Consider the following 26,033-nt stretch of genomic DNA (forward strand, 5'->3'; position numbering starts at 1 on the left):
TTTTCTGGCATAATCGCCGTTTTTCGACCACAGGCAAGTGGCTCGCGCCTAGATGCGATTCGTAAATACGACCGCACGCGGGTTGGCTACCGCCAGATTAAAGGAAAGATCATGAAAGAAGGCATTCACCCGGATTACCGCGAAGTTCTGTTCATCGACGTGTCGAACGACTTCAAGTTCGTGACGCGCTCGACCATCCAGACGCGTGAAACCGCAGAATTCGAAGGCAAGACCTACCCGCTCGCCAAGATCGAAGTGTCGTCGGAATCGCATCCGTTCTACACCGGCCAGCAAAAGATCATGGACACGGCAGGCCGCGTCGAGAAGTTCCGCAACAAGTTCGGCTCGCGCGCTACCGGCAAGGCAGTCGCGAAGTAATACCTGGCTCGTCGCCGGCTTTGGCCGGCAGTGAAGCAGGAGCAAAAAGGGCAGCGCGAGCTGCCCTTTTTTGTCGCCTGGCTAATCATCCATAGCCAATGCGGCGGCGAAAATCGCACAGCACGGCGCGCCACCCAAACCGTGTTACAGCTTTTCCAACCACGTTGCGAGCCGTTACCGGCCGTGACGCGCATCGCACGGCACGACTACAATGCCGGATGCTCCAAATTGGCCTTCGAGCCGGACATGCCGTCCGGCCCTGGCCGCACCGCTTATCCAATATCCACACACCGCATGAGACCTGTCGTTCGCCTCACTGCCTCAGCGACCAGTGCGTTGCCGCGCTGGCTGCTGTTGACCATCTGTATCGTCTACGCATCGTTCGGACTTTTCGGCCGCGATCCGTGGAAGAACGAGGATGCAGCCGGCTTCGGCGTCATGTGGACCATGGCGAACGGCGGCGCGCACGACTGGCTGCTGCCGAATCTGGTCGGCAAATACCTCACTGAAGACGGCCCGCTCGGCTACTGGTTCGGCGCCAGCGCGATCCGCCTGCTCGCGCCGTGGGTCGACGCGAGCAACGCCTCGCGCGTCTTCACGGGCCTGATGTTCTGCGCGGGTTGCGCGTTCGTCTGGTATGCGGCTTACCTGCTCGGCCGGCGCGCCGAAGTCCAGCCGTTCAAATACGCGTTCGGCGGCGAGCCGGAGCCGCGCGACTACGGCCGCACGCTCGCCGACGGCGCGCTGCTGATCCTGCTCGCCTGCTTCGGCCTTGCCGAGCGCGGCCACGAAACCACGCCGCAACTCGCGCAGTTCTTCGGCATCGCGATGCTCGTGTACGGGCTCGTGCGCATGATCGACAAGCCGATTCAGGGCGCGCTGATCTGGGGCCTCGCCATCGCCCTCGTCACGCTGGCGAGCAGCCCGGTGCTGGTCGGCGCGCTGCTGCTCGGCACGCTGGCGATGACCCTGATCGTGCGCGAAACGCGCTCGCGCTGGCTGCTGCTGGCGGGTCTGCCGGTGGCGCTCGTGCTGTCCGTGGCGTGGCCGCTCGCCGCGCTCGCCGCCTTTCCCGTCGACGCCGTCTGGTACCTCAATCAGTGGGTGCATGTCAGCTTGAGCTCCTTCGCCGGCCCGCCCGGCTCGGTCGCCGGCTACGCGCTGAAAAACCTGCCGCTTTTCACGTGGCCGGCGTGGCCGCTGGCACTGTGGGCGTGGTTCAGCTGGTCGGGGCTGCGGCGCGCGCCGCACGTGGCCATTCCGCTGTCGGTAATCGGACCGCTGTTCGTGCTGGTCGTGCTGCAGAGCCATCAATCGAACCGCCTTTACATGCTGCTGCTGCCGCCGCTCGCCGTGCTGGCCGCGTTCGCGCTGCCCACGCTCAAGCGCGGTGCGATCAACGCAATCGACTGGTTCGCGCTCCTGAGCTTCACGATTCTCGGCAGCTTCGTCTGGCTGGTTTATATCGCGGGATTGACCGGCTTCCCGCATCCGCTCGCGCGCAATCTCGCGCGTCTCGCGCCGGGCTTCGCGCCGCAGTTCAAGATCCTGTCGTTCGTATGCGCGGTCGCCGTGACGGTCTGCTGGTTCGTGCTGGTGCAGTGGCGGCTCGCGCGCCATCCGAAAGTCCTGTGGCGCAGCGTGGTGCTCTCGAGCGCCGGCACCACCCTCATGTGGGTGCTGCTCATGACGCTGTGGCTGCCGGTCGTCAACTACAGCCGGACCTATAAGGACGTCGCCGAACAGATCGCCGCCCATCTGCCGGACGACTACACCTGCATCTCGCCGGTGCGTCTCGGCAATGCGCAGATCGCGACGTTCGCCTATTTCGGCGACATGCACTTCTCCTTCGACCAGGACTGCGACGTAATCCTGCGTCAGGATACGCAGGACTACGGCGAACCGAGCGCGATGTCCGACTTCGTCTGGAAGCTGGTGTGGGAAGGCCGCCGCGTGGCCGACCGCGACGAACGCTTCCGTCTGTACGTGCGCATCGACCGCCCGAAGCCGCCGGTCGTCAAACGCCGCAGCTGGCACAAGAAGTCCGACTGAGCATGTTCGCCGACGTCCGGAAAATCGCCGGCCTCGCCTGGCCGGTGCTGATCGGCCAACTGGCGATCATCGCGTTCGGCGTGATCGACACGGCGATGGTCGGCCGTTACTCCGCTGTCGATCTGGCCGCGCTCGGCCTCGGCTCGTCGATCTATATCTCCGTGTATATCGGCCTGACCGGCATTTTGACCGCGCTGCAACCGATTACCGCGCAACTCTACGGCGCGCGCCGCTACATCGAGATCGGCGAGGAAGTTCGCCAGGCTTTGTGGCTTGCGCTGGCGCTGACCGTGATCGGCTTCCTGATCCTGTTCTTTCCGGGCCCCGTGTTGCAGGTCGCGCGCGTGCCCGAGGCGCTGCACGAGCGCACCGTGGCGTACCTGCGGATTCTGGCTTTCGGCTTGCCGGCCGGCCTCGCTTTTCGCGTCTACAGTTCGGTCACCAACGCGGTCGGCAAGCCGCGGCTCGTGATGATCCTGCAGATCGGCGCGCTGTTGCTCAAGGTGCCGCTCAATACGTGGTTCATCTTCGGCGGATTCGGCGTGCCGGCGCTCGGCGGGCCGGGTTGCGCGCTCGCCAGCACCATGATCAACTGGGCGCTGGCCGCGCTCGGCATGCTGCTGTTGACGCGCGTCGACGTCTTCACGCCGTTCGCGATCTTCAGGCAGTTCTGCCGGCCGGTCTGGCGGCGCCAGGCGGCGCAATTGCGGCTGGGCATTCCGATGGGCCTGTCGTACCTGATCGAAGTCACCTCTTACACGTTCATGGCGCTCTTCATTGCGCGCTTCGGCACGACGACGCTCGCCGGCCACCAGATCGCCGGCAATATCGGCGCGGTGCTCTACATGACGCCGCTGTCGATCGGCATCGCTTCGTCGACGCTGGTCGCGCAGGCGCTCGGCGCGCATCGTCCGGAAGCGGCGCGCACGCTGTCGCGTCACGGCATCATGATGGCGATGGCGATTGCCTGCTGTTACGGCGCGATCGTGCTGGTGCTGCGGCCGTACATCATCGAAGGCTATACGCCGAATGCGCAGGTCGTGACGGCGGCGTTGCCGCTGGTGTTGATCGTCGCGTGCTATCACCTGTTCGATGCCTTGCAGATCACCACCGCGTTCGTGCTGCGCGCCTACAAGGTGGCGGTCGTGCCGACCGTGATCTACGCGGTGGCGCTGTGGGGCGTAGGGCTCGGCGGCGGCTATGTGCTCGGTTTCAACGTGACCGGCGGCACGCCGGAATGGCTGACCGGCGCGCGTGGCTTCTGGGTGGCGAATACCGCGAGTCTGGCCATTGCGGGCGTTGGCTTGCTGATGTACTGGCGTGTGGTGAGCAAGCGGTATTTGCATGCCGAGGCGGCGCTTCGGGTGGATTCGGCGGCTTGATGGGGCTGTGTATCGCAGCGGTTGCCCGAAACAGACCGTTAGTTGCACCCACGCCTCAACGAAAGCGGCCGCACAAAGCGGCCGCTTGCCCCACCCTTGTTGTCGTCAATATCTCGCGGATATCAACCCTCGCCCGCGTGGACCTCCTCCTCCACCACCCGCGCCGTACTCGCCGCTTGCACGTCATTCGCCGCCTGATCACGGCGCTCAAAAATCTCGCGCGCGGCAAACAACGCATTCAGCGCCGCCGGAAAGCCCGCATAGAGCGCCATCTGCATGAACACCTCGACAATCTCTTCGCGCGTGCAGCCGACGTTCAACGCCGCCTCGATATGCACCTTCAACTGCGGCTCGGCGCAACCGAGCGTGGCCAGCGACGCGATCGTGGCAATCTCACGCGCCCGTAGATCGAGCTGCGGCCGGCTGTAAATATCGCCGAAGCCGAATTCGATCACCAGACGTCCGAAATCCGGCGCGATCGGCGCGAGCGCGGCGATCACCTGTTCGCCGGTCGAGCCGTCGATCTGCTTCAGTTTTTCCCAGCCTCGGGTGTAGCGGTCGTTGTGTGCGTGGTCCATGGTGAGTCCTCTTCCGAATGTGAATGCGCGTGGGTTTCGTCAGTCTGTCGTGGCGAATGCTCGGCGGCGGGTGCGCGCCCGGCCGCTTCGTAGTACGCGATCTTGTCGACGATCGCGCCGAGGTTGCTCTGCAACTCCGCGATCCGCGCCAAAACCGCATCCCGATGCGCCACCAGCAGGTCGCGGCGCGCCCCCATGGTCGGCTGGCCTTGTACGCGCAGCGCCGCGAACGCCTGCATGCCGGCGATCGGCATGCCGGTCGCCTTCAGGCGCATCACGATGCGCAGCCAGTCGAGATCGGCCGGCGCATACAGCCGATGCCCCGCCTGCGTGCGTCCGACCTCGCGAATCAGCCCGGCCTGCTCGTAATAGCGCAGCGTATGCGTCGAGACGCCGATCGTTTCAGCGACCTGCCCGATGGTGAGTGCTTTCGAGATATTCGACATGACGGAACTCAGGTTAGGACTTCGAGTGCACTCTAAGTCAAGCGCGTCTTGCTGTCATTTGTCTGCGTTGTCATTTTTTATGGCGCATGGTCTTGATCGATAAACTCACATCAGCCTAATAACGAGGCAAAAGGTTTAAATCTTGTTCACACTGATTTACTTGTCATGAATCGATCGGTATAAATCGTCCGCGTCGGCAAATAGGGGCGCGCAATTTGTTCTATGCTTAAGCGCAGTGAAAGCTGACCGGATGCTGTCGTCCGGTTTGTGTACGGGTCGTCCCTTCGCGGCTAACTTTTTTGCCCACAATGGAGTGCTTGCCATGCTGAAGAAGCTTCTAATGCTTTGCGTTGCTTTGGCTTTGTCGCTGTCGGCCGGATTTGCGGCGGCCGTCGAAGTGAATTCCGCCGACCAGGCGGCGCTCGAATCGGTCAAGGGTATCGGCCCGGTGCATGCGAAAGCGATCATCGACGAACGCACCAAGAATGGCCCGTTCAAGGACGCCGACGATCTCGCCACGCGCGTCAAGGGCATCGGCACCAAGTCGGTGACCAACCTCGAAGCGGCCGGCCTGACGATCAACGGCTCGTCCACGCCGCCGAGCGGCGCCAAACCCGCGGCGAAGCCGAGCAGCACGGCCAGCACCAAGGCAGCGCCGGCGCCTACCGCGCCCACGGCGGCGCCGACCACGGCTGCGAATACGACGCCGGCCGCGCCGGCGGATGCTTCCGGCGCGAAAGCGTCGAAGTCGAAGAAGAAGAGCAAGGCTGCGGCGTCCGACGCGGCGGCGGCGTCCACTCCGGCCGCCACAACTGCGGCGACTGCGGCGGCGCCGGCTGGCGCCTCCGACAGCAAGGCTTCGAAGAAGAAAGTGAAAAAGAGCAAGGCCGCATCGGCTGCGGCGGCCTCGGGCGGTGCCTGACAGTACGCAACGAGGACCGGACAGAATGAACCGGAGTACGAAACAGGATTGAGCGCCGGCAGCGCAAAGGCCCAAGCGATACGCGCGTGATGTTCGCGCGAGTGCACCCGCAGCGCCGCCGCCCGCCTTCCTTCCACGGCGCCGCGCAACCGCGCGGCGTTTTCACCCGCTGACCCGTCAAGCACGTGTCGGCATTCAAGAGAGACCGTCATGAGCCTACTCGACACACTCGGTTCCCTGGTTGGCAAATCCCCCGAAGGCGGTGGCCAGCAAGCCCTGGTTTCGGCCGCACTCGAATTCGTCAATAGCCAGCCGGGCGGCCTGAACGGCCTGATCGAACGCTTCAAGGAAAAAGGCCTCGGCGACGTCGTGACCTCGTGGGTCAGCAACGGCGAGAATCAGCCGATCGCAGCCGACGCGCTGCACAGCGTGCTCGGCTCGGAAACCGTGACCAACCTCGCGGCGAAAGCCGGCGTGCAACCGGACGAGGTCACCGGCCTGCTCTCGCAAATTCTGCCGCACGTCGTCAACGCGGCCACGCCGGAAGGCGAAGTGCCGGCTGAGGGCAAGCTGAACGCCACCACCGTGCTCGGCGCGCTCGGCGGTTTGTCGGCACTGTTCGGCAAGGGCAACGCGTAAGAGGCGGCCTCGCCTGCCCGTTTTGTGCAATCAGGACGGGCAAGAAAAAACGGCAACGAAGTCGCCTTCGTTGCCGTTTTTTTACATCGCCAGGAACGGCTCGACTGCCGCCGCTCCCGCCTTCGCAAAAGAACGCGATCCGCTTAATGGACGACGCGTTCGAACACCAGTTTGCCGTCTTCCACCTCGACCGGAATCACATCCTTCGGACCGAACTTGCCGGCCAGAATCAGCTTGGCGACCGGGTTCTCGATCTCCTGCTGGATCGCGCGCTTCAACGGCCGCGCGCCGAACAGCGGGTCGTAGCCGACCTTGCCCACATGCTCGAGCGCCGAGTCCGACACCACCAGTTGCATGTCGAGCTTGGCGAGCCGCTCGTGCAGACGCTGCAACTGGATCCGCGCGATCGACTGGATGTTCGAGCGGTCGAGTGCATGGAACACCACGACGTCGTCGATCCGGTTCAGGAACTCGGGCCGGAAGTGCAGCTTCACTTCTTCCCAGACCGCGTCCTTGACCGCTTCCTGCGGCTCGCCGACCATCGACTGGATCACTTGCGAACCGAGGTTCGACGTCATCACGATCACCGTGTTCTTGAAGTCCACGGTACGGCCCTGTCCGTCGGTCATGCGGCCGTCGTCGAGCACCTGCAGCAGCACGTTGAACACGTCCGGATGCGCCTTCTCGATTTCGTCGAGCAGGATCACGCTATACGGCTTGCGACGCACGGCTTCCGTCAGATAACCGCCTTCTTCATAGCCGACGTATCCCGGCGGCGCACCGATCAGGCGCGCGACGCTGTGCTTCTCCATGAATTCGCTCATGTCGATACGGATCAGATGATCTTCCGAATCGAACAGGAACGACGCCAGGGCCTTGCACAACTCGGTCTTGCCCACTCCGGTCGGACCGAGGAACAGGAACGAACCATACGGCCGGTTCGGATCCGACAGACCGGCGCGCGAACGGCGGATCGCGTCGGCCACCGCACTGATCGCCTCGTCCTGGCCGACCACGCGCGCGTGCAGCTTCTCTTCGATCTGCAGCAGCTTTTCGCGCTCGCCCTGCATCATGCGCGACACCGGAATGCCGGTTGAACGCGACACGACTTCGGCGATTTCCTCCGCGCCGACCTGCGTGCGCAACAGGCGCGGCCGCGTCGGATTGTTCTGCTCGCTGGCCTCGGCCTTGGTCACTTCCTTCAACTGCGCTTCGAGACCCGGCAGTTTGCCGTACTGCAACTCGGCCACCTTCTCCAGCTTGCCTTCACGTTGCAGGCGCGTGATTTCCGCACGCGTTTTTTCGATCTCTTCCTTCAGTTGCGCACTGCCCTGCACCGCGGCTTTTTCCGCGGTCCAGATTTCTTCGAGGTCCGAATACTCGCGATTGAGCCGCTCGATTTCTTCCTCGATCAATTGCAGACGCTTTTGCGACGCTTCGTCCTTTTCCTTCTTGACGGCTTCGCGCTCGATCTTCAACTGGATTAACCGACGGTCGAGCCGATCCATCTCTTCCGGCTTCGAGTCGATTTCCATCTTGATCTTCGAAGCGGCTTCGTCGATCAGGTCGATCGCCTTGTCCGGCAGAAAACGGTCCGTGATGTAGCGATGCGACAGTTCCGCCGCCGCGACGATCGCCGGGTCGGTGATATCCACGCCGTGATGCAGTTCGTACTTCTCCTGCAGACCGCGCAGGATCGCGATGGTCGCTTCTACCGTCGGCTCGTCGACCAGCACCTTCTGGAAGCGGCGCTCGAGCGCGGCATCCTTTTCGATGTATTTGCGATATTCGTCGAGCGTGGTCGCGCCGACGCAATGCAGCTCGCCGCGCGAGAGCGCCGGCTTGAGCATGTTGCCCGCGTCCATCGCGCCTTCGGCCTTGCCCGCGCCGACCATGGTGTGAATTTCGTCGATGAAGACGATGGTCTGCCCTTCGTCTTTCGCGATGTCGCTCAGCACGGCCTTCAGACGCTCTTCGAACTCGCCGCGATACTTGGCGCCGGCCAGCAAAGCCGCCATATCGAGCGACAGCACGCGCTTGCCCTTGAGCGTTTCCGGCACTTCGCCGTTGACGATCCGCTGCGCCAGACCTTCGACGATCGCGGTCTTGCCCACGCCCGGTTCGCCGATCAGCACCGGATTGTTCTTGGTGCGGCGCTGCAGGATCTGGATCGAACGACGGATTTCGTCGTCGCGGCCGATCACCGGATCGAGCTTGCCGGCCCGCGCGCGCTCGGTCAGATCCACGGTGTATTTCTTCAGCGCTTCACGCTGGCTTTCGGCGTCCTGGCTGTGCACTTGCGAGCCGCCGCGCACCGCGACGATCGCGCTTTCCAGCGACTTGCGCGACAAGCCGTGCTGACGGGCGAGACGGCCGGCCTCGCCTTTGTCGTCAGCGACCGCGAGCAGGAACATCTCGCTCGCGATGAACGTGTCGTTGAGCTTTTGCGCTTCCTTGTCGGCCTGGTTCAGCAGACCTGTCAGTTCGCGGCCGATCTGCACGTTGCCGTCCGTGCCCTGCACTTGCGGCAGACGCGTAATGGCATCGCCGAGCGCCGTTTGCAGCGCCTGCACATGCACGCCGGCACGCGAGAGCAGCGAGCGCGCCGAGCCGTCGTGTTGAGCGACGAGCGCCGACAGGACGTGAACCGGTTCGATATATTGATTGTCGTGGCCGACGGCCAGACTCTGGGCGTCCGCCAGTGCTTCCTGGAATTTAGTGGTGAGTTTGTCGATTCTCATCAAGAGACCTCCAATTTTCGATTACCACCAAAATGAGGCGTTTTATCCAGGTTTCAAGCGTTTTTTTGCCTCTAGCAACAACTATTTAACATTTGACGCGCGAGAAATGCCCGCGCATTCACGCTGCCGACGCCGGCTCGTCGCTAGCCTGCGCGACCGGCGTGATCGGAATCACGTGGCTCAAGCCGAGCAGCGCGGCGAGCGGGCCGTGCGGCTGCGCCACCTCGCCGATGGTATGACGGTCGAGCTCGGTGAGGAAGGCATTGCGCGCCGCCTCGAGCACGCCTCGCATACGGCATTGCGCCGTGATGACGCAGCTTCGGCGCTCGCCGTGCTGGTCCGGAAAGCAACCCACCAGCGCAAAGTCGCTTTCCGTCGCGCGCACGATTTCGCCGACCGTCAGCGCGTTTGTCCGCTCGGCGAGCCGCAGGCCGCCGTTGCGGCCGCGCACGGTCTCGACCCAGCCGAGTTCGCCGAGCTGCTGCACGACCTTCATCAAGTGATTCTTCGAAATGCCGTACGCGTCCGAAATGTCCTGGATCGTCGACAACCCGCTGCCGCGAACGGTCAGGTAGAGCAGGACGCGTAGTGAGTAATCCGTATAGTCGGTCAGTCTCATGAGTGCAGGTATTGCAATGAGCGCAAGCCGCGATCCGGGAGATAACCGCGTCGATGCAAGGGTTGCCGTGGGCCGTCGCTTCGCCCTAAGATGCAGGCGCTACGCATATTTTCCAGTTCTGCGCAGACAGGCGGAGTGCGTGATTCGGCAGTAATGGTAACGTTTCCTGCCTGGGGCATTCTTACGAAAAGCGGGGTATTCGCATCCTACTTCCGCACGTTCGGGCTTAATTTGAGGCCATTTCCGACGCTGCGTGGCACCATGTGGCGATACGCGATGCGTCGCTGCACTTTTTGGAACCTGCATGAACCCGTCCTTCCCTGCCGCGCCGGTGGTCGAGCGCGCCGCCGAGCCCACCGAAGCGAATATCCGCGACCTCGTCTACGGCTTCTACGACCGCGTGCGTGCCGATACGCTGCTTGGTCCGGTGTTCGAGGCGACGCTAGCGGGCCGTTGGGACGATCACCTGCCCAAGATGTGCACCTTCTGGGGCAGCCTCGTACTGGGCGCGAAGCAATACCGTGGCAATGTGCAGCAGGCGCATCAGCCGCTCGAGGGCATCGAGCCGCAGCACTTCAGCCGCTGGCTGTATCTGTTTCTGGATACGGTCGAATCGCGTTATCAGCCGGCTGCGGCGGTGCGCTTCATGGAGCCGGCGCTGCGTATCGCGCAGAGTCTGCAGCTGAGCCGCTTCGGCTGGGACTACAAGATCCCGGTGGAACAACAGGCGTTGCTGGACCGTGTCGCGCCGAAACGGCGTCCGCTCGACGGTGACGATGGCCACGCGGCGCGGCCGCCCGGCGAGCCGTTTCCGACGCGGATCGTCGGCCGGGCGCGGGACGAATGAGATATCCCGGCCAGGCTGATGGACCGCTTTGAACCGCTACGGCGGCACAGCGTGAACCGTAGCGAGCATCCACAGCCTTGGAAGCGTTTCAGACCGGCGTGTAAGACACGCCAAGACGCTTTCTGACCCGCAGATCCCCACGCCCAAGCCCGCTCCCTATTCCACCGTCCGATTGCCTGACTCGATGCCCCAGCGGGCGAGCGCCGCGTCGTCGGTGACGCGGGCATCGACCCAGCGCTCGCCCGCCTCGGTCTTTTCTTTCTTCCAGAACGGCGCCTGAGTCTTCAGATAATCCATCACGAATTCGCACGATGCGAAGGCCTCCCCGCGATGCGCGGCCGTGGTCGCCACCAGCACGATCTGGTCGAGCGGATAGAGCTTGCCGACCCGATGCACGATCGACACCTCGATACCCGGCCAACGCTCGCGCGCGCTCACGATGATCGCCTCCAGCGACTTCTCCGTCATGCCGGGATAGTGTTCGAGCTCCATCGTCTCGACCGTGTTGCCGTCGTTCAGATCGCGCACGGTGCCGACGAAGCAGGCCACCGCGCCGATCTTCGGATTGCGCGCGCGCAACGCGGCAACCTCGGCGGTGAGGTCGAAGTCTTCCGTCTGGACGCGAACGGGCATCTCGGGCTCCTATGCGGTTAAGCGGCGTTGTGGCGTTGTGGCGTTGTGGCATGGCGGTTCAGCCGCCGGTGACGGGCGGGAAAAACGCGACTTCGCAGCCTTCGGTGACGCGAGTGCCGGCGCCGGTCATCACGTGGTTGCAAGCCATGCGCAGCGCGCGGCCTTCGGCCAGCGTGTCGGCCCAGATGCCGCCGCGCACGCGCAGCCACGCGCGCACATCGCCGACGGTCGCGATGCCGTCGGGCAGTTCGACGGTTTCGTCGGCCAGGTCGAGCGCTTCACGCACGCTCGCAAAATATCGGAGTTGAATCTTCATCGGGATGCCGCCGGTGCTTGCCGGCCTCGCTCAGTTCAGCAATTCGGAAAAGGGAATGAAGCGCACGGTCTCGCCGGCGCTGATCGCGTGATTCGGCGGATTGTCGATCAGGCCGTCGCCCCACACCGTCGACGTCAGCACCGCCGAACTCTGATTCGGAAACAGATCGAGGCCGCCGGCCGGGTTGATCCGCGCGCGCAGGAATTCGTTGCGGCGGTCGGCCTTGCTCTGCGTGAAATCCGCCCGCAGCGACAGCGTGCGCGGCGCCACGGCCTGCACACCGGCCAGGCTGAGAATGAACGGCCGCACGAACAGCAGGAAGGTGGCGAAGCTGGACACGGGATTGCCCGGCAGGCCGATAAAGAAGGTTTCTGCCGGGGCTGAAGCCGAAGCCGACGGCTCCGCCGCGGCGTTACCGCGCTGCGCCGCGCGCCGCACTGCACCGAACGCGAGCGGCTTGCCCGGCTTCATCGCGATCTGCCACATCGCAAGCCGCCCCTCTGCCTCCACCGCCGGCTTCACGTGATCCTCCTCACCCACCGATACACCGCCGCAGGTCAAGATCAGGTCGTGCGCCTCGGCCGCTTCGCGCAGCGTCGCGCGGGTCGCGTCGAGCTTGTCCGCGACGATGCCGTAGTCGGTGACCTCGCAACCGAGCTTCTCCAGCAGGCCACGCAGCGTGAAACGGTTCGAGTTGTAGATCGCGCCCGGCTTCAGCGGCTCACCGGGCATGGTGAGCTCGTCGCCCGTGAAGAACACGGCCACCTTGACGCTCCGCCGCACCACGAGTTCGGCACAACCAACCGAGGCAGCCAGTCCCAACGCCTGCGGCGTGAGCCGCGTGCCCGCCGGAAGAATGACCGAGCCGCTGCGGATATCCGCGCCCTGCGCCGTGATCCATTCGCCCGGTTGCGGACTGTGCAGGATCGCGACATCCGCGCCGGCGGCTTCGGCTTGCTCCTGCATCACGATCGCGTCCGCGCCGGGCGGCACCGTGGCGCCGGTGAAAATGCGCGCCGCCGTGCCGGGCTTCAATGGCTCCGGCGCGTGACCTGCCGGAATGCGCTGCGAGACCGGCAAACGGCTGTTGCCCTGCGCCGTCAGATCGGCCGTGCGGATCGCGTAGCCGTCCATTGAGCTGGTGTTCATCGGCGGGACGTCGAGCGGCGACGTGACGTCGGCCGCGAGCACGCGGTTCAGCGCTTCCAGCGTGGGGATCGACTCGGTGCCGGCAATCGGGCTCGCTGCGCTGAGCAGAGTCGCCAAGGCTTCGGCGGTGGCGAGCATCGGCGCGCGGGGCGTGGGTGTGGACATCTCAGGTCTCGAAGCCGCAGGTTAAAGGAATATTGTAGCGGTCGAAACGGATAGCCTGTGCGGTCCGGGGTTATGCGGGCTTTTTGGAGATTTGAGCGCTTGCCGCGAGATTCCGCGGCAAGCGTCGTTTTGCGGGTGCGCATGTGCGCGTCCGTTTGTGCAGGACCTGTGAAACAGCGAACGCATGTACCTCGCGTGCCTCTCCCAACGCCGGCTGCGCACATGCACAGCGTCAAGCGTATCGGACAGTCGGCGTGAGCCGCGCAACCGCTCACGCTGAGCGACAGCCGCGGCTTACGCGCCCGCGTTCGCCACAATGAAGTCCTTCACGCGCTGCACGTCCGCCGGCAGCACTTCGAAACGCTGCGGCAGCGCCTCCAGACCCGAGAACGCCGCCGGCCGCTCCGGCTCGCGCAGCAGCGCTTCGCGGATCGTCTCGCCGAACTTGATGGGTTGCGCCGTCTCCAGCACGACCATCGGAATGCCCGGCTGCAAATGTTCGCGCGCCACCTTCAGGCCGTCGGCGGTGTGCGTGTCGATCATCGTGTCGTAACGCTCGAACACGTCGCGGATCGTGTCCACACGGCTGTCATGGCTGCTGCTGCCGGACACGAACCCGAACTCCCGCACGCGCGCGAAATCGCCGCTCGCCGCGAGGTCGAAGCCGCCCTTCTCTTCGACGTCGCGGAACAGTTGCAACACGCGCGCCGGATCGCGGCCCAGCAGATCGAACACGAAACGCTCGAAGTTCGAAGCCTTCGAAATGTCCATGCTCGGGCTGCTGGTGTGATACGTCTCCGCCGCCTTGCGCACGCGGTAAATGCCGGTGCGGAAGAACTCGTCGAGCACGTCGTTTTCGTTCGTGGCCACCACCAGCTTCTCGATCGGCAGGCCCATCATGCGCGCGATGTGACCCGCGCACACGTTGCCGAAGTTGCCCGACGGCACCGTGAACGACACGCGCTCGTCGTTCGACCTGGTGGCCGCGAAGTAGCCCTTGAAGTAGTACACGACCTGCGCCACCACGCGCGCCCAGTTGATCGAGTTGACCGTGCCGATCTTGTACTTCGCCTTGAACGCGTGATCGTTCGAGACGGCTTTGACGATGTCCTGCGCGTCGTCGAATACGCCTTCAACCGCGATGTTGAAGATGTTCGGGTCTTGCAGGCTGTACATCTGCGCGGTCTGGAACGCGCTCATCTTCTTGTGCGGCGACAGCATGAACACGCTGATGCCTTTCTTGCCGCGCATCGCGTATTCGGCGGCGCTGCCGGTGTCGCCCGAGGTCGCGCCGAGAATGTTCAGCGTTTCGCCGTGCCTGGCGAGCGCGTATTCGAACAGGTTGCCGATCAACTGCATCGCCATGTCCTTGAAGGCGAGCGTCGGGCCGTTCGACAGTTCCAGGAGCGACAGCGGCGCGCCGTTCTCGACGCCCAGCGTCTTCAGCGGCGTGATCTGCGCGGCGCTTTCGTCGTCGCGCACGTTGCAGTACGTGGCCGCCGTGTACGTCTTGCGCGTGAGCGCGCGCAGGTCTTCGGCGGGAATGTCGTCGCTGAATTTCGACAGGATCTCGAAGGCGAGATCCGCGTACGGCAACGTGCGCCAGCGCGTCAGTTCGTCGGCGCTGACACGCGGATATTCCGCGGGCAAATACAGGCCGCCGTCTTTCGCGAGACCGCCCAGCAGGATGTCGGAGAAGGTGTGGCGCTCGCCGGCTCCGGCGCCGCGCGTGGAGAGATAGTTCATGAGTTCGGCCTAGTTCAGCGCTTCCATGCGCAGCTTCGTGACTTGCGAGACGACGGTCTTCAACGCTTCGATCGTTTTGATCGCGGCGTTGACGTTCTTTTCAACCGTTTCGTGCGTGATCAGGATGATGTCGGTCTCGCCCTTGCCGTTCGCGTCGACCTGCTCCGATTCCTTCTGCAGCAGCGCGTCGATCGAAATGCCGGTGTCGGCCAGAATGCGCGTGATGTCGGCCAGCACGCCGGTCACGTCCGCCACCCGCAGACGCAGGTAGTAGCCGCTCGTGACTTCGTCGATTGGCAGAATCGGGGTGCTCGACAGGCTGTCCGGCTGGAACGCCAGATGCGGCACGCGATGCTCCGGATCGGCCGTATGCAGGCGCGTCACGTCCACCAGATCGGCCACCACGGCGGAAGCCGTCGGCTCGGCGCCCGCACCCTTGCCGTAATAGAGCGTGGCGCCGACCGCGTCGCCGTGCACGACGACCGCGTTCATCGCGCCTTCCACGTTCGCGAGCAGGCGCTTCTCCGGAATCAGCGTGGGATGCACGCGCAATTCGATGCCTTTATCGGTACGGCGCGCGATGCCGAGCAGCTTGATGCGATAGCCGAGTTCCTCGGCATATTTGATGTCGATCGCAGCGAGCTTGCTGATGCCTTCGACGTAAGCCTTGTCGAACTGCACCGGCACGCCGAACGCGATCGCGCTCATGATGGTCGCCTTGTGCGCGGCGTCCACGCCTTCGATGTCGAAGGTCGGATCGGCTTCGGCGTAGCCCAGTTCCTGCGCGGCTTTGAGCGCGGTCGCGAAGTCGAGCCCGCGGTCGCGCATTTCCGAAAGAATGTAGTTCGTCGTGCCGTTGATGATGCCCGCGATGTACTGGATGCGATTGGCCGTCAGGCCCTCGCGCAGCGCCTTGATGATCGGAATGCCGCCCGCCACCGCCGCCTCGAACGACACCATCACGCCGTTGGCGCGCGCCGCTTCGAAGATCTCCGTGCCGTGCACCGCGAGCAGCGCCTTGTTGGCCGTGACCACGTGCTTGCGGTTCTTGATCGCGCGCAGAACGAGGTCGCGCGCCACGCCTGTGCCGCCGATCATCTCGGCCACGATATCGATCGACGGGTCGTCGACCACCGCGTTGAAGTCATCGGTCAGCGCCACGGTGCTGGCTTCGCCGCCGAGCGCCGCGGTCGCCTTGGCGGGATTGCGCACGGCAATGCGCGCAATCTCGATGCCGCGGCCGGCGCGGCGTTTGATTTCTTCCTGATTGCGGCGCAGTACCGTGAAGGTGCCGCTGCCTACCGTGCCGAAGCCCAGCAGTCCAACTTTGATCGGTTCCATGCAGCGTGTGTTTTCGAGTAGATGATTAAAGGGAAACGGGTAGCGCCCGGCGGACGGCGCGACGCGGCGCGAGCCGCGTCGTACGCGCTATTGTGCGCTAGGCGGAGTGACGCTTGCGGTAACCGTCGAGGAAGCGCGCGATCCGGTTGATGGAATCCGCGAGATCGTCCACGTTCGGCAGGAACACGACGCGGAAGTGATCCGGCGTTTTCCAGTTGAAGCCGGTGCCCTGCACGAGCAGCACGCGCTCTTCCAGCAAAAGGTCGAGGATGAACTGCTGGTCGTCCTGGATCGGATAAATCTTCGGGTCCAGACGCGGGAACATATACAGCGCCGCTTCGGGCTTCACGCAGCTCACGCCGGGGATCGCCGTCAACATGTCATACGCGAGTTCGCGCTGTTTGTACAGGCGCCCGGTCGGCACGATCAGGTCGTTGATGCTCTGGTAGCCGCCGAGCGCGGTCTGGATCGCGTACTGGCCCGGCACGTTCGGGCACAGGCGCATGGACGCCAGAATGCCGAGCCCTTCGAAGTAGTCTTTGGCGTGACGGCGGTTCTCACCGGCGGTCAAGCCCGAGATGAACATCCAGCCGGCGCGGTAACCGCACGAACGGTAGCTTTTCGACAGGCTGTTGAAGGTGACGGTCAGCACGTCTTCGGAGAGCGCCGCCATCGACGTGTGCTTCTTGCCGTCGTAAATGATCTTGTCGTAGACCTCGTCGGCGAAGATCACGAGGCCGTGCTGGCGGGCAATCTCGATCAGGCCGAGCAGCAGTTCGTCCGAATACAGCGCGCCGGTGGGATTGTTTGGGTTGATGACCACGAGCGCGCGCGTGTTCGGCGTAATTTTCGCGCGAATGTCGTCGAGGTCGGGCATCCAGCTGTTCGATTCGTCGCAGATATAGTGCACCGGCGTGCCGCCCGACAGGCTTACGCCGGCGGTCCACAGCGGATAATCGGGCGCGGGCAGCAGCACTTCGTCGCCGTCGTTCAGCAGGCCTTGCAGCGCCATCACGATCAGCTCGGAGGCGCCGTTGCCGATGTAGATGTCGTCCAGTTCGACGCCGTGCACGCCTTTTTGCTGCGCGTAATGCATGATCGCCTTGCGCGCGGCGAACACACCTTTGGAATCGGAGTAACCCGACGAACCCGGCAGGTTCAGGATCATGTCCTGAATGATTTCGTCCGGCGCGTCGAAGCCGAACGGCGCAAGATTGCCGATGTTCAGCTTGATGATGCGGTGGCCCTCTTCTTCGAGCCGCTTCGCATGTTCGAGGACGGGCCCGCGAATGTCGTAGCAGACATTCAACAACTTGTTGGATTTGAGAATCGGTTTCACGGCGGGCACTTCATCCTGGTTGATGGCGGGGGCGAACAGGCGTGCGTTCCTCGGGCGCGAGCGGTCAATTGCAGCGGTACAGCTGCGAGAAGAACGGCACAGACAAATGCAGACAAAAGCGGCCGAAAGCGGGCAAAACCAGGCGGGTAGCCGGTGGGCCGCACCCGTGGACTCAGCGCAACTTGTGGCGGCACATGAGCGAGGGGCGCCGCGAGGCGGCTAAAAAGTTATAATTTAGCGGATTTTGGCCGACTTCCGCAATGCACCAACCGCGACGGCAAGCCTTTTCGGCCGCTTTTGCTCCGCTATTGCCCCGCTATTGCCCCATGCGCGTGTCCCACTCGCGTCGAATCGCCCTGCCCCGGCTGCACCGGTCAGGCCGCCCACACGCATGATGTCTCACGACGACTTCGGAAAACCAATTTGAAACTACATCAGGATTCGAGCGGCGCCCTCAACACCGTGACCGGCTACGGCGCCGACTATGTCGAAATCAATCTGGTGCGCCACTCGGGCAGCATTCTCGTGCTGCCGGACGCGCCGGTCATTGCCTGGCCCGTCTCCTCTTTCGATCAGTTGAGCGCCGAGCACTTCGCCATGCTGATCGACGCCGCGCCCGAAGTGGTCGTGTTCGGCAGCGGCGAACGGCTGCGCTTTCCGCATCCGCGGCTGACCGCCGCGCTCACCGCGAAGCGCATCGGCGTCGAGACGATGGACTTCAAAGCCGCCTGCCGCACATACAACATTCTGATGGCCGAGGGCCGCAAGGTCGCGGCCGCGCTGCTGATCGAGGCCTAGGGCCGGGCGGCGCCGGCCCCGTACGCGCGATTGGCGATGCGCTGCGAGGCCGCTGCGCGCTCGTATCTGACGCGTTCGCGCCGCCGGGTTGAACTGCGCGCCCTGGCCGCGTCACGGCCGATAACGTACACTGCGCGCCATTGATTGCTGGACCGGCAGCCTGAGCACGCCCGCGCGAGCCGCGACGAATCTGTCGACGGAAGGTGCCGCAGCGCCACCGTCGAAGCCGCCGGCGCGAGGCAAGGCAACGGAAAGCGGCGCGGACAGTCTGATACGCGTGTGCCACGAGGCCGACTGCTCCGCAAGCCGCCGGCCGCCTCACGGACAGCCGCGCCCGACCGGTCGCCATTTCCGAACAACACCGCTTCGCCGCCTGCGCGGCGTCGCCATAAAGGTTGAAATCCATGAACGATACGCCGACGAGGCTACCGCTCAACCGCACCACGATTTTGCTGCTGGTGCTGGCCCTTGCCGTGATCTGGTTCGTGCCGCTAGGCTGGCGCCATCTGCTGCCCAGCGACGAAGGCCGTTACGCCGAAATGGCGCGCGAGATGTTCGTCACCGGCGACTGGATCACGCCGCGCTACAACGGCTACAAGTATTTCGAGAAACCGCCGCTGCAAACCTGGGCGAATGCGCTCACGTTCGCGTGGTTCGGCATCGGCGAATGGCAGGCGCGGCTTTACACGGCGCTGACGGGCTTTGCCGGCGTGCTGCTGGTCGGCTTCACCGGCGCGCGCGTGTTCAACGCGGCGACCGGCGTGTTCGCGGCGATCGTGCTGGCGACTTCGCCGTACTGGAACCTGATGGGCCACTTCAACACGCTCGACATGGGCCTGTCGTTCTGGATGGAACTGACGCTGTGCGCGCTGATGCTCGCGCAGCGCCCCAACCTGCCGACCGGCAGCGTGCGCGCCTGGATGTGGGTGTGCTGGGGTTCGATGGCGCTCGCCGTGCTGTCCAAGGGTCTCGTCGGCGTGATCCTGCCGGGCGCGGTGCTGGTGCTTTACACCGTGATCGCGCGCGACTGGGCCGTGTGGAAGCGCCTGCATCTGATCGGCGGGCTGATCGTGTTCTTCGTGATCGTCACGCCGTGGTTCGTACTGGTGCAGCAGCGCAATCCGGAATTCCTGAACTTCTTCTTCATCGTCCAGCAATTCAAGCGCTATCTGACGCCGGAGCAGAACCGTCCCGGGCCGTTCTATTATTTCGTACCGGTGCTGATCGTGGGCTTTCTGCCGTGGCTTTCCGTTACGCTGCAGAGCGTGCGCCACGCATGGCGCCTGCCGCGCCAGCCGAACGGCTTCGCGCCGGTCACGCTGATGCTGACGTGGACCGTCTTCATCTTCCTGTTCTTCAGCGCGTCGCACTCGAAGCTGCTGTCCTATACGCTGCCGATCGCCCCGCCGATCGCGCTTCTGATCGGCATGTATCTGCCGCTCGTCACGCGCGACCAGTTGCGCCGCCACCTCGCCGGTTATGCACTTTTTCTCGTAGTCGCCGCGTTCGCCGCGCTGTTCATGTCGCGCTTCGGCAGCGCGCGCAATCCGGCCGAACTGTACGCCGAGTACCGCACCTGGGTGCTGGCGGCGCTGGCCGTCGCCTTCGTGCTGACGCTCGCTGCGTTGTGGCTGAACCGCCGCGGCCGGGCCGCCAGCCTGGGCGCCGTCGCCACCTTCGGCGCGGCGTGGCTGCTGCTCGGCACCATCGCTGGCACGGGTCACGACGTGTTCGGCCGCCTGAGCTCCGGCGCGCCGCTCGCGCCGGCCATCAAGACCGAGATCGCGAAGTTGCCGGCGGATACGCCGTTCTACTCGGTCGGCGTGCTCGACCACACGATGCCGTTCTATGTCGACCACACCATGATCATGGTCGAGCATCCTGACGAACTGGCCTTCGGCGTGTCCGTCGAGCCGCAGAAATGGATTCCCTCCATCGATGCCTGGGTCGAGCGCTGGAAGGCCGATCGTTACGCGCTTGCCCTGATCCCGCCGCAGACCTACGATCGCCTCCTCAAGGAAGGCCTGCCGATGCAGCTGATCGCCCGCGACTCGCGTCGCGTGGTGGTGGAAAAGCCGCCGGCCACGCCCGCTTTGCCCGGCGCGCCCGCTACCCAAGCGCCGGCACCGGCGCCGGCGCCGGTAGAAAAAGCACAACAATGACCCCATATCAGGATTTAACCGTTTGATGAACCCGATTTCCCTCTTTTGCATTCTTGCTGGCGTCACGTTGAACGCCGGTGCGCAGTTGCTGCTCAAAGCCGGTACGAATGCCGTTGGACACTTCGAATTCAGCCGTGCGAACATCCTGCCCATCGCCTTTCGCCTGGCAACCCAGCCGCCGATCATCGGCGGGCTGGCCTGTTATGTGATCAGCGTGGCAGTGTGGGTCATCGGGCTGTCGCGGGTGGACGTGTCGATCGCCTATCCGATGCTGTCGCTCGGCTACATCGTCAATGCGTTCGCGGCGTGGTACCTGTTCGGCGAAGTGCTGTCGGTGCAGAAGCTGATCGGCATCGGCATCATCCTGATTGGCGTGGTGGTGCTGGCGCGCAGCTAGGCGCCGCCGTCCGGGCAACGACGTGCCGGACACAATTTATTACTGTTTCTCGCCGGCGCCGACTGGGAAGATGCAGACGGCAAAAGATACCGTAAGCGGAGCCCCCGGCCGGCTAAGGAATCCGTAAGGTTGACCACGGTATGCTGTGCGGTTGCGCCCTTTTTCGCCGCGGCCCCGAGTTGTGCGCATAGTGTTTGGTGTCCTGCGCGCCCTTCGGGTTGCGCCTCTTTCAATCGAGCGATGCATTCATGACCCAGTCAACAGTCCCGTTCTTGCCCTTTGTCAAACCCGAGATCGATGAGGAAACGATTCGGGGCGTCGCCGACGTGCTGCGCTCCGGCTGGATCACCACCGGTCCGCAAAACCAGAAATTCGAAGCCGCGCTTTCCGAGTTCTGCGGCGGGCGTCCGGTGCGCACGTTCAATTCCGGCACGGCGACGCTGGAAATCGGCCTGCGTATCGCCGGCGTGGGCGAAGGCGACGAAGTCATCACGACGCCGGCCTCGTGGGTGTCGACCAGCAACGTGATCTATGAAGTCGGCGCGACGCCGGTGTTCGCCGACATCGACCCGGTCACGCGCAATATCGACCTCGATCTGCTCGAAAAAGCCATCACGCCGCGCACCAAGGCGTTGATACCTGTCTATCTGTCGGGCCTGCCGGTCGACATGGACCGCCTCTACGCCATCGCCCGCGCGCACAAGCTGCGCGTGATCGAAGACGCCGCGCAGGCGTTCGGTTCGACGTGGAAAGGCGAGCGCATCGGCAAGCTGGGCGACATGGTGTCGTTCAGCTTCCACGCGAACAAGAACCTGACCTCGATTGAAGGCGGCGCGCTGGTGCTGAACAACGAAGAGGAAGCCGTCCTCGCCCAGAAGTACCGTCTGCAAGGCATCACACGCACCGGCTTCGACGGCATGGACTGCGACGTGCTGGGCGGCAAGTACAACCTGACGGACGTCGCCGCGCGCGTCGGCCTCGGCCAGCTGCCGCATCTGGAGCGTTTCCTCGCGCAGCGCCGCAAACTGGTGCGCGCGTATTTCGCCGGTTTCGAAGGCGGCGCGGCGGCAAAGCTCGGGATCGGCCTGCCGTTTGCTGACTATGAAAACAGCAACTGGCACATGTTCCAGATCACGCTGCCGCTCGACAGACTGTCGATCGACCGCGCCGGCTTCATGGGTCAATTGAAGGAACGCGGCATCGGTTCGGGCGTGCACTACCCGGCGATCCACCTGTTCTCGCTGTATCGCGCGCGCGGCTTCAAGGAAGGCATGTTCCCGCATGCGGAGAAGTTCGGCGCGACCAACGTCACGCTGCCGCTCTTCACGTTGATGAACGAAGGCGACGTGGAGCGCGTGTGCCGCGCGGTCAATGAAATTTGCGAACAATACGGAAAATAAGCGGAAATGATTTATTCGGAACATCGCGCTGCAGCACCGGAAGTGTCGGTCATCATCCCGGTGTACAACGAGGAAGCCGGTCTGGCCGCGCTGTTCGCGCGCCTGTATCCGGCGCTCGACGCGCTCGGCACCGGTTATGAAGTGATCTTCATCAACGACGGCAGCCGCGACAAATCCGCCGCCCTGCTCGCCGAACAGTTCCGCGCGCGTCCCGACACGACGCGCGTGATTCTGCTCAACGGCAACTACGGCCAGCACATGGCGATTCTGGCGGGCTTCGAGCAATCGCGCGGCGAGATCGTCATCACGCTCGACGCCGACCTGCAGAATCCGCCGGAAGAGATCAGCAAGCTGGTCAACAAGATGCGCGAAGGCTACGACTACGTCGGCACGATCCGCCTGCAACGCCAGGACAGCCTGTGGCGCCGCAAGGCCTCGCGCGCGATGAACCGGCTGCGCGAGCGCATCACCCGCATCAAGATGACCGACCAGGGCTGCATGCTGCGCGCGTATAGCCGGCACATCATCGACACGATCAACCGCTGCGGCGAAATCAACACGTTCATCCCGGCGCTCGCTTACACCTTCGCGCAGAATCCGGTGGAAATCGAGGTCGCGCACGAAGAGCGTTTTGCCGGCGAATCGAAGTACTCGCTGTACTCGCTGATCCGCCTGAACTTCGACCTCGTCACCGGCTTCTCGGTCGTGCCGCTGCAATGGCTGTCGTTCATCGGCGTGATCCTGTCGCTCGGCTCCGCGGCGCTGTTCGTGCTGCTGCTGATCCGGCGCTTTATCATCGGCGCGGAAGTGCAAGGTGTGTTCACGCTGTTCGCCATCACCTTCTTCCTGCTCGGCGTGATCATCTTCGCGCTCGGCCTGCTCGGCGAATATATCGGCCGGATCTATCAGCAGGTGCGCGCGCGTCCGCGCTATCTCGTGCAGACCATTCTCGAACAGCGCGACGGCACGACCGTGACCGAAGCGCCGCGCCAGACCGTCGTGCAGGCCGTGCAGGCCGCGCCGCTCCTCGATCAGGGCCCGAATCCATGAAGCCGCGCGCCGTCGTATTCGCGTATCACAACGTCGGCGTGCGCTGCCTGCAGGTGCTGCTCGCGCGCGGCGTGGACGTGGCGCTTGTCGTCACGCACGAAGACAGTCCGAGCGAAAACATCTGGTTCGGCAGCGTCGCCTCGGTCGCGGCCGAGCACGGCATTCCGGTCGTCACGCCGAGCGATCCGAAGAGCCCCGAGCTGCGCGCCGCGGTGAGCGCCGCGCGCCCGGATTTCATCTTCTCTTTCTACTACCGCCACATGCTGCCGGTCGACGTGCTGGCGCTCGCCGCACGAGGCGCTTACAACATGCACGGCTCGCTGCTGCCGAAGTACCGCGGCCGCGTGCCGACCAACTGGGCGGTGATTCACGGCGAAACGGAAACCGGCGCGACGCTGCACGAAATGGCCGCCAAGCCTGACGCGGGCGCGATCCTCGCGCAAACGCCGGTGCCGATCCTGCCCGACGACACCGCCGCGCAAGTGTTCGACAAGGTCACCGTGGCCGCCGAACAGACCCTGTGGCGCGTGCTGCCCTCGCTGCTGGCGGGCGAGGCGCCGCATCTGCCGAACGACATCGCGCACGGCAGCTATTACGGCGGTCGCAAGCCGGAAGACGGCCGCATCGACTGGACGCAGACGGCGCAGCAGGTCTACAACCTGATCCGCGCGGTCGCGCCGCCCTACCCGGGCGCTTTCACGGATATCGGCGAGCGGCGTTTCATCGTCGCGCGCGCGCGCCTGGCCGCGCCCGGCGCGCTGCGCTCGGATTTGCCCCCGGGCCTGCACGTAAGCGATAATGCCGTTTTCGCGATATGCGGCGACGGCCGCGCGATCGCCATCCACGAATTGCGGCACCAGCACGACGGCAGCGAGGCTGTCGTCACTCCGGCCGAATTTGCCCAGCTCATCCAAACTCCCCGTCATCAATGAAAAAAGTCCTGATTCTGGGTGTGAACGGCTTCATCGGCCATCACCTGTCCAAGCGCATTCTCGAAACGACCGATTGGGAAGTGTTCGGGATGGACATGCAGACCGAACGTCTGGGCGACCTCGTCAATCATGAACGGATGCACTTCTTCGAAGGCGATATCACGATCAACAAGGAGTGGGTCGAATATCACGTCAAGAAGTGCGATGTGATCCTGCCGCTGGTCGCGATCGCCACGCCCGCCACTTACGTGAAGCAGCCGTTGCGCGTGTTCGAACTGGATTTCGAGGCGAACCTGCCGATCGTGCGTTCGGCCGTCAAGTACGGCAAGCACCTCGTGTTTCCGTCCACGTCCGAGGTCTACGGCATGTGCACGGACGAGCAGTTCGATCCGGAAGAATCGCAACTGTCGTACGGCCCGATCAACAAGCCGCGCTGGATCTACGCCTGCTCCAAGCAACTGATGGACCGCGTGATCTGGGGTTACGGCATGGAAGGCCTGAACTTCACGCTGTTCCGTCCGTTCAACTGGATCGGCCCGGGCCTCGACTCGATCTACACGCCGAAGGAAGGCAGCTCGCGCGTGGTCACGCAGTTCCTCGGCCATATCGTGCGCGGCGAGAACATCAGCCTCGTCGATGGCGGCGCGCAAAAGCGCGCCTTCACGGATATCGACGACGGCATCGGCGCGCTGATGAAGATCATTGAGAACAAGGACGGCGTCGCCACGGGCAAGATCTACAACATCGGCAACCCGACCAACAATTTCTCGGTGCGTGAACTCGCGCACAAGATGCTGACGCTCGCCGCCGAATTCCCCGAATACGCGGATACGGCCAAGCAGGTGCAACTGGTCGAAACCTCGTCCGGCGCGTACTACGGCGCGGGCTATCAGGACGTGCAGAACCGCGTGCCGAAGATCGACAACACGATGCAGGAACTCGACTGGGCACCGAAGTCGACCTTCGACGAAGCGCTGCGCAAGATTTTCGAAGCGTATCGCGGCCACGTCGGCGAAGCGCGCGCGCTCGTCGAACAGCAATAAGGGCTGATCCTTGGCTCGCATCGTCCTGAAGATCGACGTCGATACGCTGCGCGGCACGCGCGAAGGCGTGCCGAATCTCGCGCGCATTTTCGACCGCTTCAAGGCGCGCGCCACTTTCCTCTTCAGCCTCGGGCCCGACCACACCGGTTGGGCCATGCGCCGCGTACTGCGGCCGGGCTTTCTGAAGAAGGTGTCGCGCACTTCGGTGGTCGAACACTACGGCGTCAAGCAGCTAATGTACGGCGTGCTGCTGCCCGGTCCGGACATCGGCGCCAAGGCCTCGGCGGAGATGCGCGCGATCCATGAAGCCGGCTTCGAATGCGGCATTCATACTTGGGATCACGTGTACTGGCAGGACAACGTGCGTACGAAAGATCGCGCATGGACCACGGCGCAGATGCAGCAAAGCCACGACCGCTTCGTCGAAGTGTTCGGCGCGCCGCCGGTCACGCACGGCGCGGCCGGCTGGCAAATGAACGGCCACGCGTTCGAGCAGATCGACGCCTGGGGCATGCACTACGCGTCCGACGGACGCGGCCACTCGCCGTATCTGCCGGTGGTCGGCGGCCGCACGCTCTCGCACGTGCAGATGCCCACCACGCTGCCCACGCTCGACGAAGTGCTCGGCGTGGACGGTGTCGAAACCCACAACGTCGCCGCATGGATGTTGAAGCACACGGAAAACAATCCGCACGACCAGGTGTTCACGCTGCACGCGGAACTCGAAGGGCAAAAGCTCGCGCCGATCTTCGAGCAGCTTCTGGAAGGCTGGCGCGCGCAAGGCCACACCTTCGCGACAATGGGCGATTACTACGCAACGCTAGACCGCAGCACGCTGCCATCGTACCCTGTTACGTGGGGCGAAATTCCAGGGCGCTCCGGCGAGCTGATTGTCCAGCCCTGACTGGCCGATCCGCAGCCGGCCCTGACAGACCAGCCGCCGCGCGAGAACCTGCCG

At 64.0% G+C, this 26,033-nt stretch carries 23 protein-coding genes and 1 pseudogene; 14 read left to right on the forward strand and 10 right to left on the reverse strand.

Features of this window, described 5'->3' with window-relative positions:
• The first annotated feature begins 111 nt into the window (after positions 1-111).
• From ACFSNN_RS11615 to ACFSNN_RS11625, 3 genes are all read left to right on the forward strand, one after another.
• Positions 112-378, forward strand: a complete 267-nt coding sequence (locus ACFSNN_RS11615; RefSeq protein ID WP_012432834.1) for a type B 50S ribosomal protein L31 — start codon at positions 112-114, stop codon at positions 376-378.
• 294 nt (positions 379-672) lie between these two features.
• Positions 673-2,430, forward strand: coding sequence for an ArnT family glycosyltransferase (locus tag ACFSNN_RS11620; RefSeq protein ID WP_134456211.1), 1,758 nt, complete (start codon positions 673-675; stop codon positions 2,428-2,430).
• A 2-nt stretch (positions 2,431-2,432) separates the two neighbouring features.
• The gene (locus tag ACFSNN_RS11625) at positions 2,433-3,812 is read left to right on the forward strand and encodes an MATE family efflux transporter (protein WP_134456212.1); all 1,380 of its coding nucleotides are present in this window, start codon (positions 2,433-2,435) and stop codon (positions 3,810-3,812) included.
• 122 nt (positions 3,813-3,934) lie between these two features.
• Here the strand turns inward: ACFSNN_RS11625 and ACFSNN_RS11630 are convergent, their stop codons facing one another.
• Together ACFSNN_RS11630 and ACFSNN_RS11635 are read right to left on the reverse strand one after the other, a co-directional pair.
• Positions 3,935-4,390: a carboxymuconolactone decarboxylase family protein gene (locus ACFSNN_RS11630; protein ID WP_134456213.1), complete on the reverse strand. Its 456-nt coding sequence runs from the start codon at positions 4,388-4,390 to the stop codon at positions 3,935-3,937.
• Complete coding sequence (locus ACFSNN_RS11635) at positions 4,342-4,836, reverse strand: MerR family transcriptional regulator (protein ID WP_134456214.1); 495 nt, start codon at positions 4,834-4,836, stop codon at positions 4,342-4,344. The genes ACFSNN_RS11630 and ACFSNN_RS11635 overlap by 49 nt, the downstream gene beginning before the upstream one ends.
• 322 nt (positions 4,837-5,158) lie before the next feature.
• Between ACFSNN_RS11635 and ACFSNN_RS11640 the strand changes: the two genes are divergently transcribed.
• Together ACFSNN_RS11640 and ACFSNN_RS11645 are read left to right on the forward strand one after the other, a co-directional pair.
• The gene (locus ACFSNN_RS11640) at positions 5,159-5,758 is read left to right on the forward strand and encodes a ComEA family DNA-binding protein (RefSeq protein ID WP_134456215.1); all 600 of its coding nucleotides are present in this window, start codon (positions 5,159-5,161) and stop codon (positions 5,756-5,758) included.
• A gap of 180 nt (positions 5,759-5,938) precedes the next feature.
• A pseudogene (locus ACFSNN_RS11645) lies at positions 5,939-6,397 on the forward strand (YidB family protein); the annotation flags it as partial.
• A gap of 143 nt (positions 6,398-6,540) precedes the next feature.
• Here ACFSNN_RS11645 and clpB read toward each other — a convergent pair.
• Positions 6,541-9,138 carry an ATP-dependent chaperone ClpB gene (gene clpB, locus ACFSNN_RS11650; protein WP_012432827.1) on the reverse strand — a complete coding sequence of 866 codons (2,598 nt, stop codon included), beginning with the start codon at positions 9,136-9,138 and terminating at the stop codon, positions 6,541-6,543.
• A gap of 118 nt (positions 9,139-9,256) precedes the next feature.
• On the reverse strand, positions 9,257-9,757 hold the full coding sequence (locus tag ACFSNN_RS11655; RefSeq protein WP_134456216.1) for an Rrf2 family transcriptional regulator: 501 nt from the start codon (positions 9,755-9,757) through the stop codon (positions 9,257-9,259).
• Positions 9,758-10,061: 304 nt separating this feature from the next.
• On the opposite strand from ACFSNN_RS11655, the gene ACFSNN_RS11660 reads away from it, so the two are divergent.
• A complete protein-coding gene (locus ACFSNN_RS11660) occupies positions 10,062-10,604 on the forward strand; it encodes a group III truncated hemoglobin (RefSeq protein ID WP_134456217.1) in 543 nt (180 codons plus the stop codon).
• Positions 10,605-10,760: 156 nt separating this feature from the next.
• On the opposite strand, the gene moaE is transcribed toward ACFSNN_RS11660, so the two are convergent.
• The 6 genes from moaE to ACFSNN_RS11690 form a co-directional block, all read right to left on the reverse strand.
• Positions 10,761-11,237: a molybdopterin synthase catalytic subunit MoaE gene (gene moaE, locus ACFSNN_RS11665; protein ID WP_134456218.1), complete on the reverse strand. Its 477-nt coding sequence runs from the start codon at positions 11,235-11,237 to the stop codon at positions 10,761-10,763.
• 58 nt (positions 11,238-11,295) lie between these two features.
• On the reverse strand, positions 11,296-11,553 hold the full coding sequence (moaD, locus tag ACFSNN_RS11670) for a molybdopterin converting factor subunit 1 (protein ID WP_134456219.1): 258 nt from the start codon (positions 11,551-11,553) through the stop codon (positions 11,296-11,298).
• Positions 11,554-11,583: 30 nt separating this feature from the next.
• Complete coding sequence (locus tag ACFSNN_RS11675) at positions 11,584-12,840, reverse strand: molybdopterin molybdotransferase MoeA (RefSeq protein ID WP_134458870.1); 1,257 nt, start codon at positions 12,838-12,840, stop codon at positions 11,584-11,586.
• Between the two features lie 321 nt (positions 12,841-13,161).
• Positions 13,162-14,613, reverse strand: a complete 1,452-nt coding sequence (thrC, locus tag ACFSNN_RS11680) for a threonine synthase (protein WP_134456220.1) — start codon at positions 14,611-14,613, stop codon at positions 13,162-13,164.
• Positions 14,614-14,622: 9 nt separating this feature from the next.
• Entirely contained in the window at positions 14,623-15,954 is a 1,332-nt protein-coding gene (locus ACFSNN_RS11685; RefSeq protein WP_134456221.1) for a homoserine dehydrogenase, read from the reverse strand.
• Positions 15,955-16,051: 97 nt separating this feature from the next.
• The gene (locus ACFSNN_RS11690) at positions 16,052-17,302 is read right to left on the reverse strand and encodes a pyridoxal phosphate-dependent aminotransferase (protein ID WP_134456222.1); all 1,251 of its coding nucleotides are present in this window, start codon (positions 17,300-17,302) and stop codon (positions 16,052-16,054) included.
• 414 nt (positions 17,303-17,716) lie between these two features.
• Between ACFSNN_RS11690 and ACFSNN_RS11695 the strand changes: the two genes are divergently transcribed.
• From ACFSNN_RS11695 to ACFSNN_RS11730, 8 genes are all read left to right on the forward strand, one after another.
• The gene (locus ACFSNN_RS11695; RefSeq protein WP_134456223.1) at positions 17,717-18,091 is read left to right on the forward strand and encodes an Mth938-like domain-containing protein; all 375 of its coding nucleotides are present in this window, start codon (positions 17,717-17,719) and stop codon (positions 18,089-18,091) included.
• 404 nt (positions 18,092-18,495) lie between these two features.
• Complete coding sequence (locus tag ACFSNN_RS11700) at positions 18,496-20,253, forward strand: ArnT family glycosyltransferase (RefSeq protein WP_134456224.1); 1,758 nt, start codon at positions 18,496-18,498, stop codon at positions 20,251-20,253.
• 25 nt (positions 20,254-20,278) lie between these two features.
• On the forward strand, positions 20,279-20,650 hold the full coding sequence (locus ACFSNN_RS11705) for an SMR family transporter (protein ID WP_134456225.1): 372 nt from the start codon (positions 20,279-20,281) through the stop codon (positions 20,648-20,650).
• A gap of 248 nt (positions 20,651-20,898) precedes the next feature.
• Complete coding sequence (locus ACFSNN_RS11710; RefSeq protein WP_134456226.1) at positions 20,899-22,050, forward strand: DegT/DnrJ/EryC1/StrS family aminotransferase; 1,152 nt, start codon at positions 20,899-20,901, stop codon at positions 22,048-22,050.
• Positions 22,051-22,056: 6 nt separating this feature from the next.
• The gene (locus ACFSNN_RS11715; RefSeq protein WP_134456227.1) at positions 22,057-23,100 is read left to right on the forward strand and encodes a glycosyltransferase; all 1,044 of its coding nucleotides are present in this window, start codon (positions 22,057-22,059) and stop codon (positions 23,098-23,100) included.
• Positions 23,097-24,032 carry a formyltransferase gene (locus tag ACFSNN_RS11720; RefSeq protein ID WP_134456228.1) on the forward strand — a complete coding sequence of 312 codons (936 nt, stop codon included), beginning with the start codon at positions 23,097-23,099 and terminating at the stop codon, positions 24,030-24,032. Before ACFSNN_RS11715 ends, ACFSNN_RS11720 begins: the two co-directional genes overlap by 4 nt.
• Complete coding sequence (locus ACFSNN_RS11725; RefSeq protein WP_134456229.1) at positions 24,029-25,075, forward strand: bifunctional UDP-4-keto-pentose/UDP-xylose synthase; 1,047 nt, start codon at positions 24,029-24,031, stop codon at positions 25,073-25,075. The genes ACFSNN_RS11720 and ACFSNN_RS11725 overlap by 4 nt, the downstream gene beginning before the upstream one ends.
• Before the next feature lie 10 nt (positions 25,076-25,085).
• Positions 25,086-25,979 (forward strand): polysaccharide deacetylase family protein, encoded by an 894-nt coding sequence (locus tag ACFSNN_RS11730; protein WP_012432811.1) that lies wholly within the window; start codon positions 25,086-25,088, stop codon positions 25,977-25,979.
• Positions 25,980-26,033 lie beyond the last annotated feature (54 nt).

This window comes from Paraburkholderia dipogonis (assembly GCF_042680985.1).
In the GTDB taxonomy this organism is placed as follows: domain Bacteria; phylum Pseudomonadota; class Gammaproteobacteria; order Burkholderiales; family Burkholderiaceae; genus Paraburkholderia; species Paraburkholderia phytofirmans.

What these genes read in the sequence shown, in the direction of transcription:
- ACFSNN_RS11630 (WP_134456213.1), bottom strand. Translation starts at nt 4,390, where the DNA reads ATGGACCACGCACACAACGACCGCTACACCCGAGGCTGGGAAAAACTG.
- ACFSNN_RS11675 (WP_134458870.1), bottom strand. Translation starts at nt 12,840, where the DNA reads ATGCTCGCCACCGCCGAAGCCTTGGCGACTCTGCTCAGCGCAGCGAGC.
- ACFSNN_RS11725 (WP_134456229.1), top strand. Translation starts at nt 24,029, where the DNA reads ATGAAAAAAGTCCTGATTCTGGGTGTGAACGGCTTCATCGGCCATCAC.
- ACFSNN_RS11715 (WP_134456227.1), top strand. Translation starts at nt 22,057, where the DNA reads ATGATTTATTCGGAACATCGCGCTGCAGCACCGGAAGTGTCGGTCATC.
- moaD (WP_134456219.1), bottom strand. Translation starts at nt 11,553, where the DNA reads ATGAAGATTCAACTCCGATATTTTGCGAGCGTGCGTGAAGCGCTCGAC.
- clpB (WP_012432827.1), bottom strand. Translation starts at nt 9,138, where the DNA reads ATGAGAATCGACAAACTCACCACTAAATTCCAGGAAGCACTGGCGGAC.
- ACFSNN_RS11620 (WP_134456211.1), top strand. Translation starts at nt 673, where the DNA reads ATGAGACCTGTCGTTCGCCTCACTGCCTCAGCGACCAGTGCGTTGCCG.
- ACFSNN_RS11710 (WP_134456226.1), top strand. Translation starts at nt 20,899, where the DNA reads ATGACCCAGTCAACAGTCCCGTTCTTGCCCTTTGTCAAACCCGAGATC.
- moaE (WP_134456218.1), bottom strand. Translation starts at nt 11,237, where the DNA reads ATGCCCGTTCGCGTCCAGACGGAAGACTTCGACCTCACCGCCGAGGTT.
- ACFSNN_RS11685 (WP_134456221.1), bottom strand. Translation starts at nt 15,954, where the DNA reads ATGGAACCGATCAAAGTTGGACTGCTGGGCTTCGGCACGGTAGGCAGC.
- ACFSNN_RS11660 (WP_134456217.1), top strand. Translation starts at nt 10,062, where the DNA reads ATGAACCCGTCCTTCCCTGCCGCGCCGGTGGTCGAGCGCGCCGCCGAG.
- thrC (WP_134456220.1), bottom strand. Translation starts at nt 14,613, where the DNA reads ATGAACTATCTCTCCACGCGCGGCGCCGGAGCCGGCGAGCGCCACACC.
- ACFSNN_RS11655 (WP_134456216.1), bottom strand. Translation starts at nt 9,757, where the DNA reads ATGAGACTGACCGACTATACGGATTACTCACTACGCGTCCTGCTCTAC.
- ACFSNN_RS11635 (WP_134456214.1), bottom strand. Translation starts at nt 4,836, where the DNA reads ATGTCGAATATCTCGAAAGCACTCACCATCGGGCAGGTCGCTGAAACG.
- ACFSNN_RS11625 (WP_134456212.1), top strand. Translation starts at nt 2,433, where the DNA reads ATGTTCGCCGACGTCCGGAAAATCGCCGGCCTCGCCTGGCCGGTGCTG.
- ACFSNN_RS11615 (WP_012432834.1), top strand. Translation starts at nt 112, where the DNA reads ATGAAAGAAGGCATTCACCCGGATTACCGCGAAGTTCTGTTCATCGAC.
- ACFSNN_RS11720 (WP_134456228.1), top strand. Translation starts at nt 23,097, where the DNA reads ATGAAGCCGCGCGCCGTCGTATTCGCGTATCACAACGTCGGCGTGCGC.
- ACFSNN_RS11640 (WP_134456215.1), top strand. Translation starts at nt 5,159, where the DNA reads ATGCTGAAGAAGCTTCTAATGCTTTGCGTTGCTTTGGCTTTGTCGCTG.
- ACFSNN_RS11705 (WP_134456225.1), top strand. Translation starts at nt 20,279, where the DNA reads ATGAACCCGATTTCCCTCTTTTGCATTCTTGCTGGCGTCACGTTGAAC.
- ACFSNN_RS11700 (WP_134456224.1), top strand. Translation starts at nt 18,496, where the DNA reads ATGAACGATACGCCGACGAGGCTACCGCTCAACCGCACCACGATTTTG.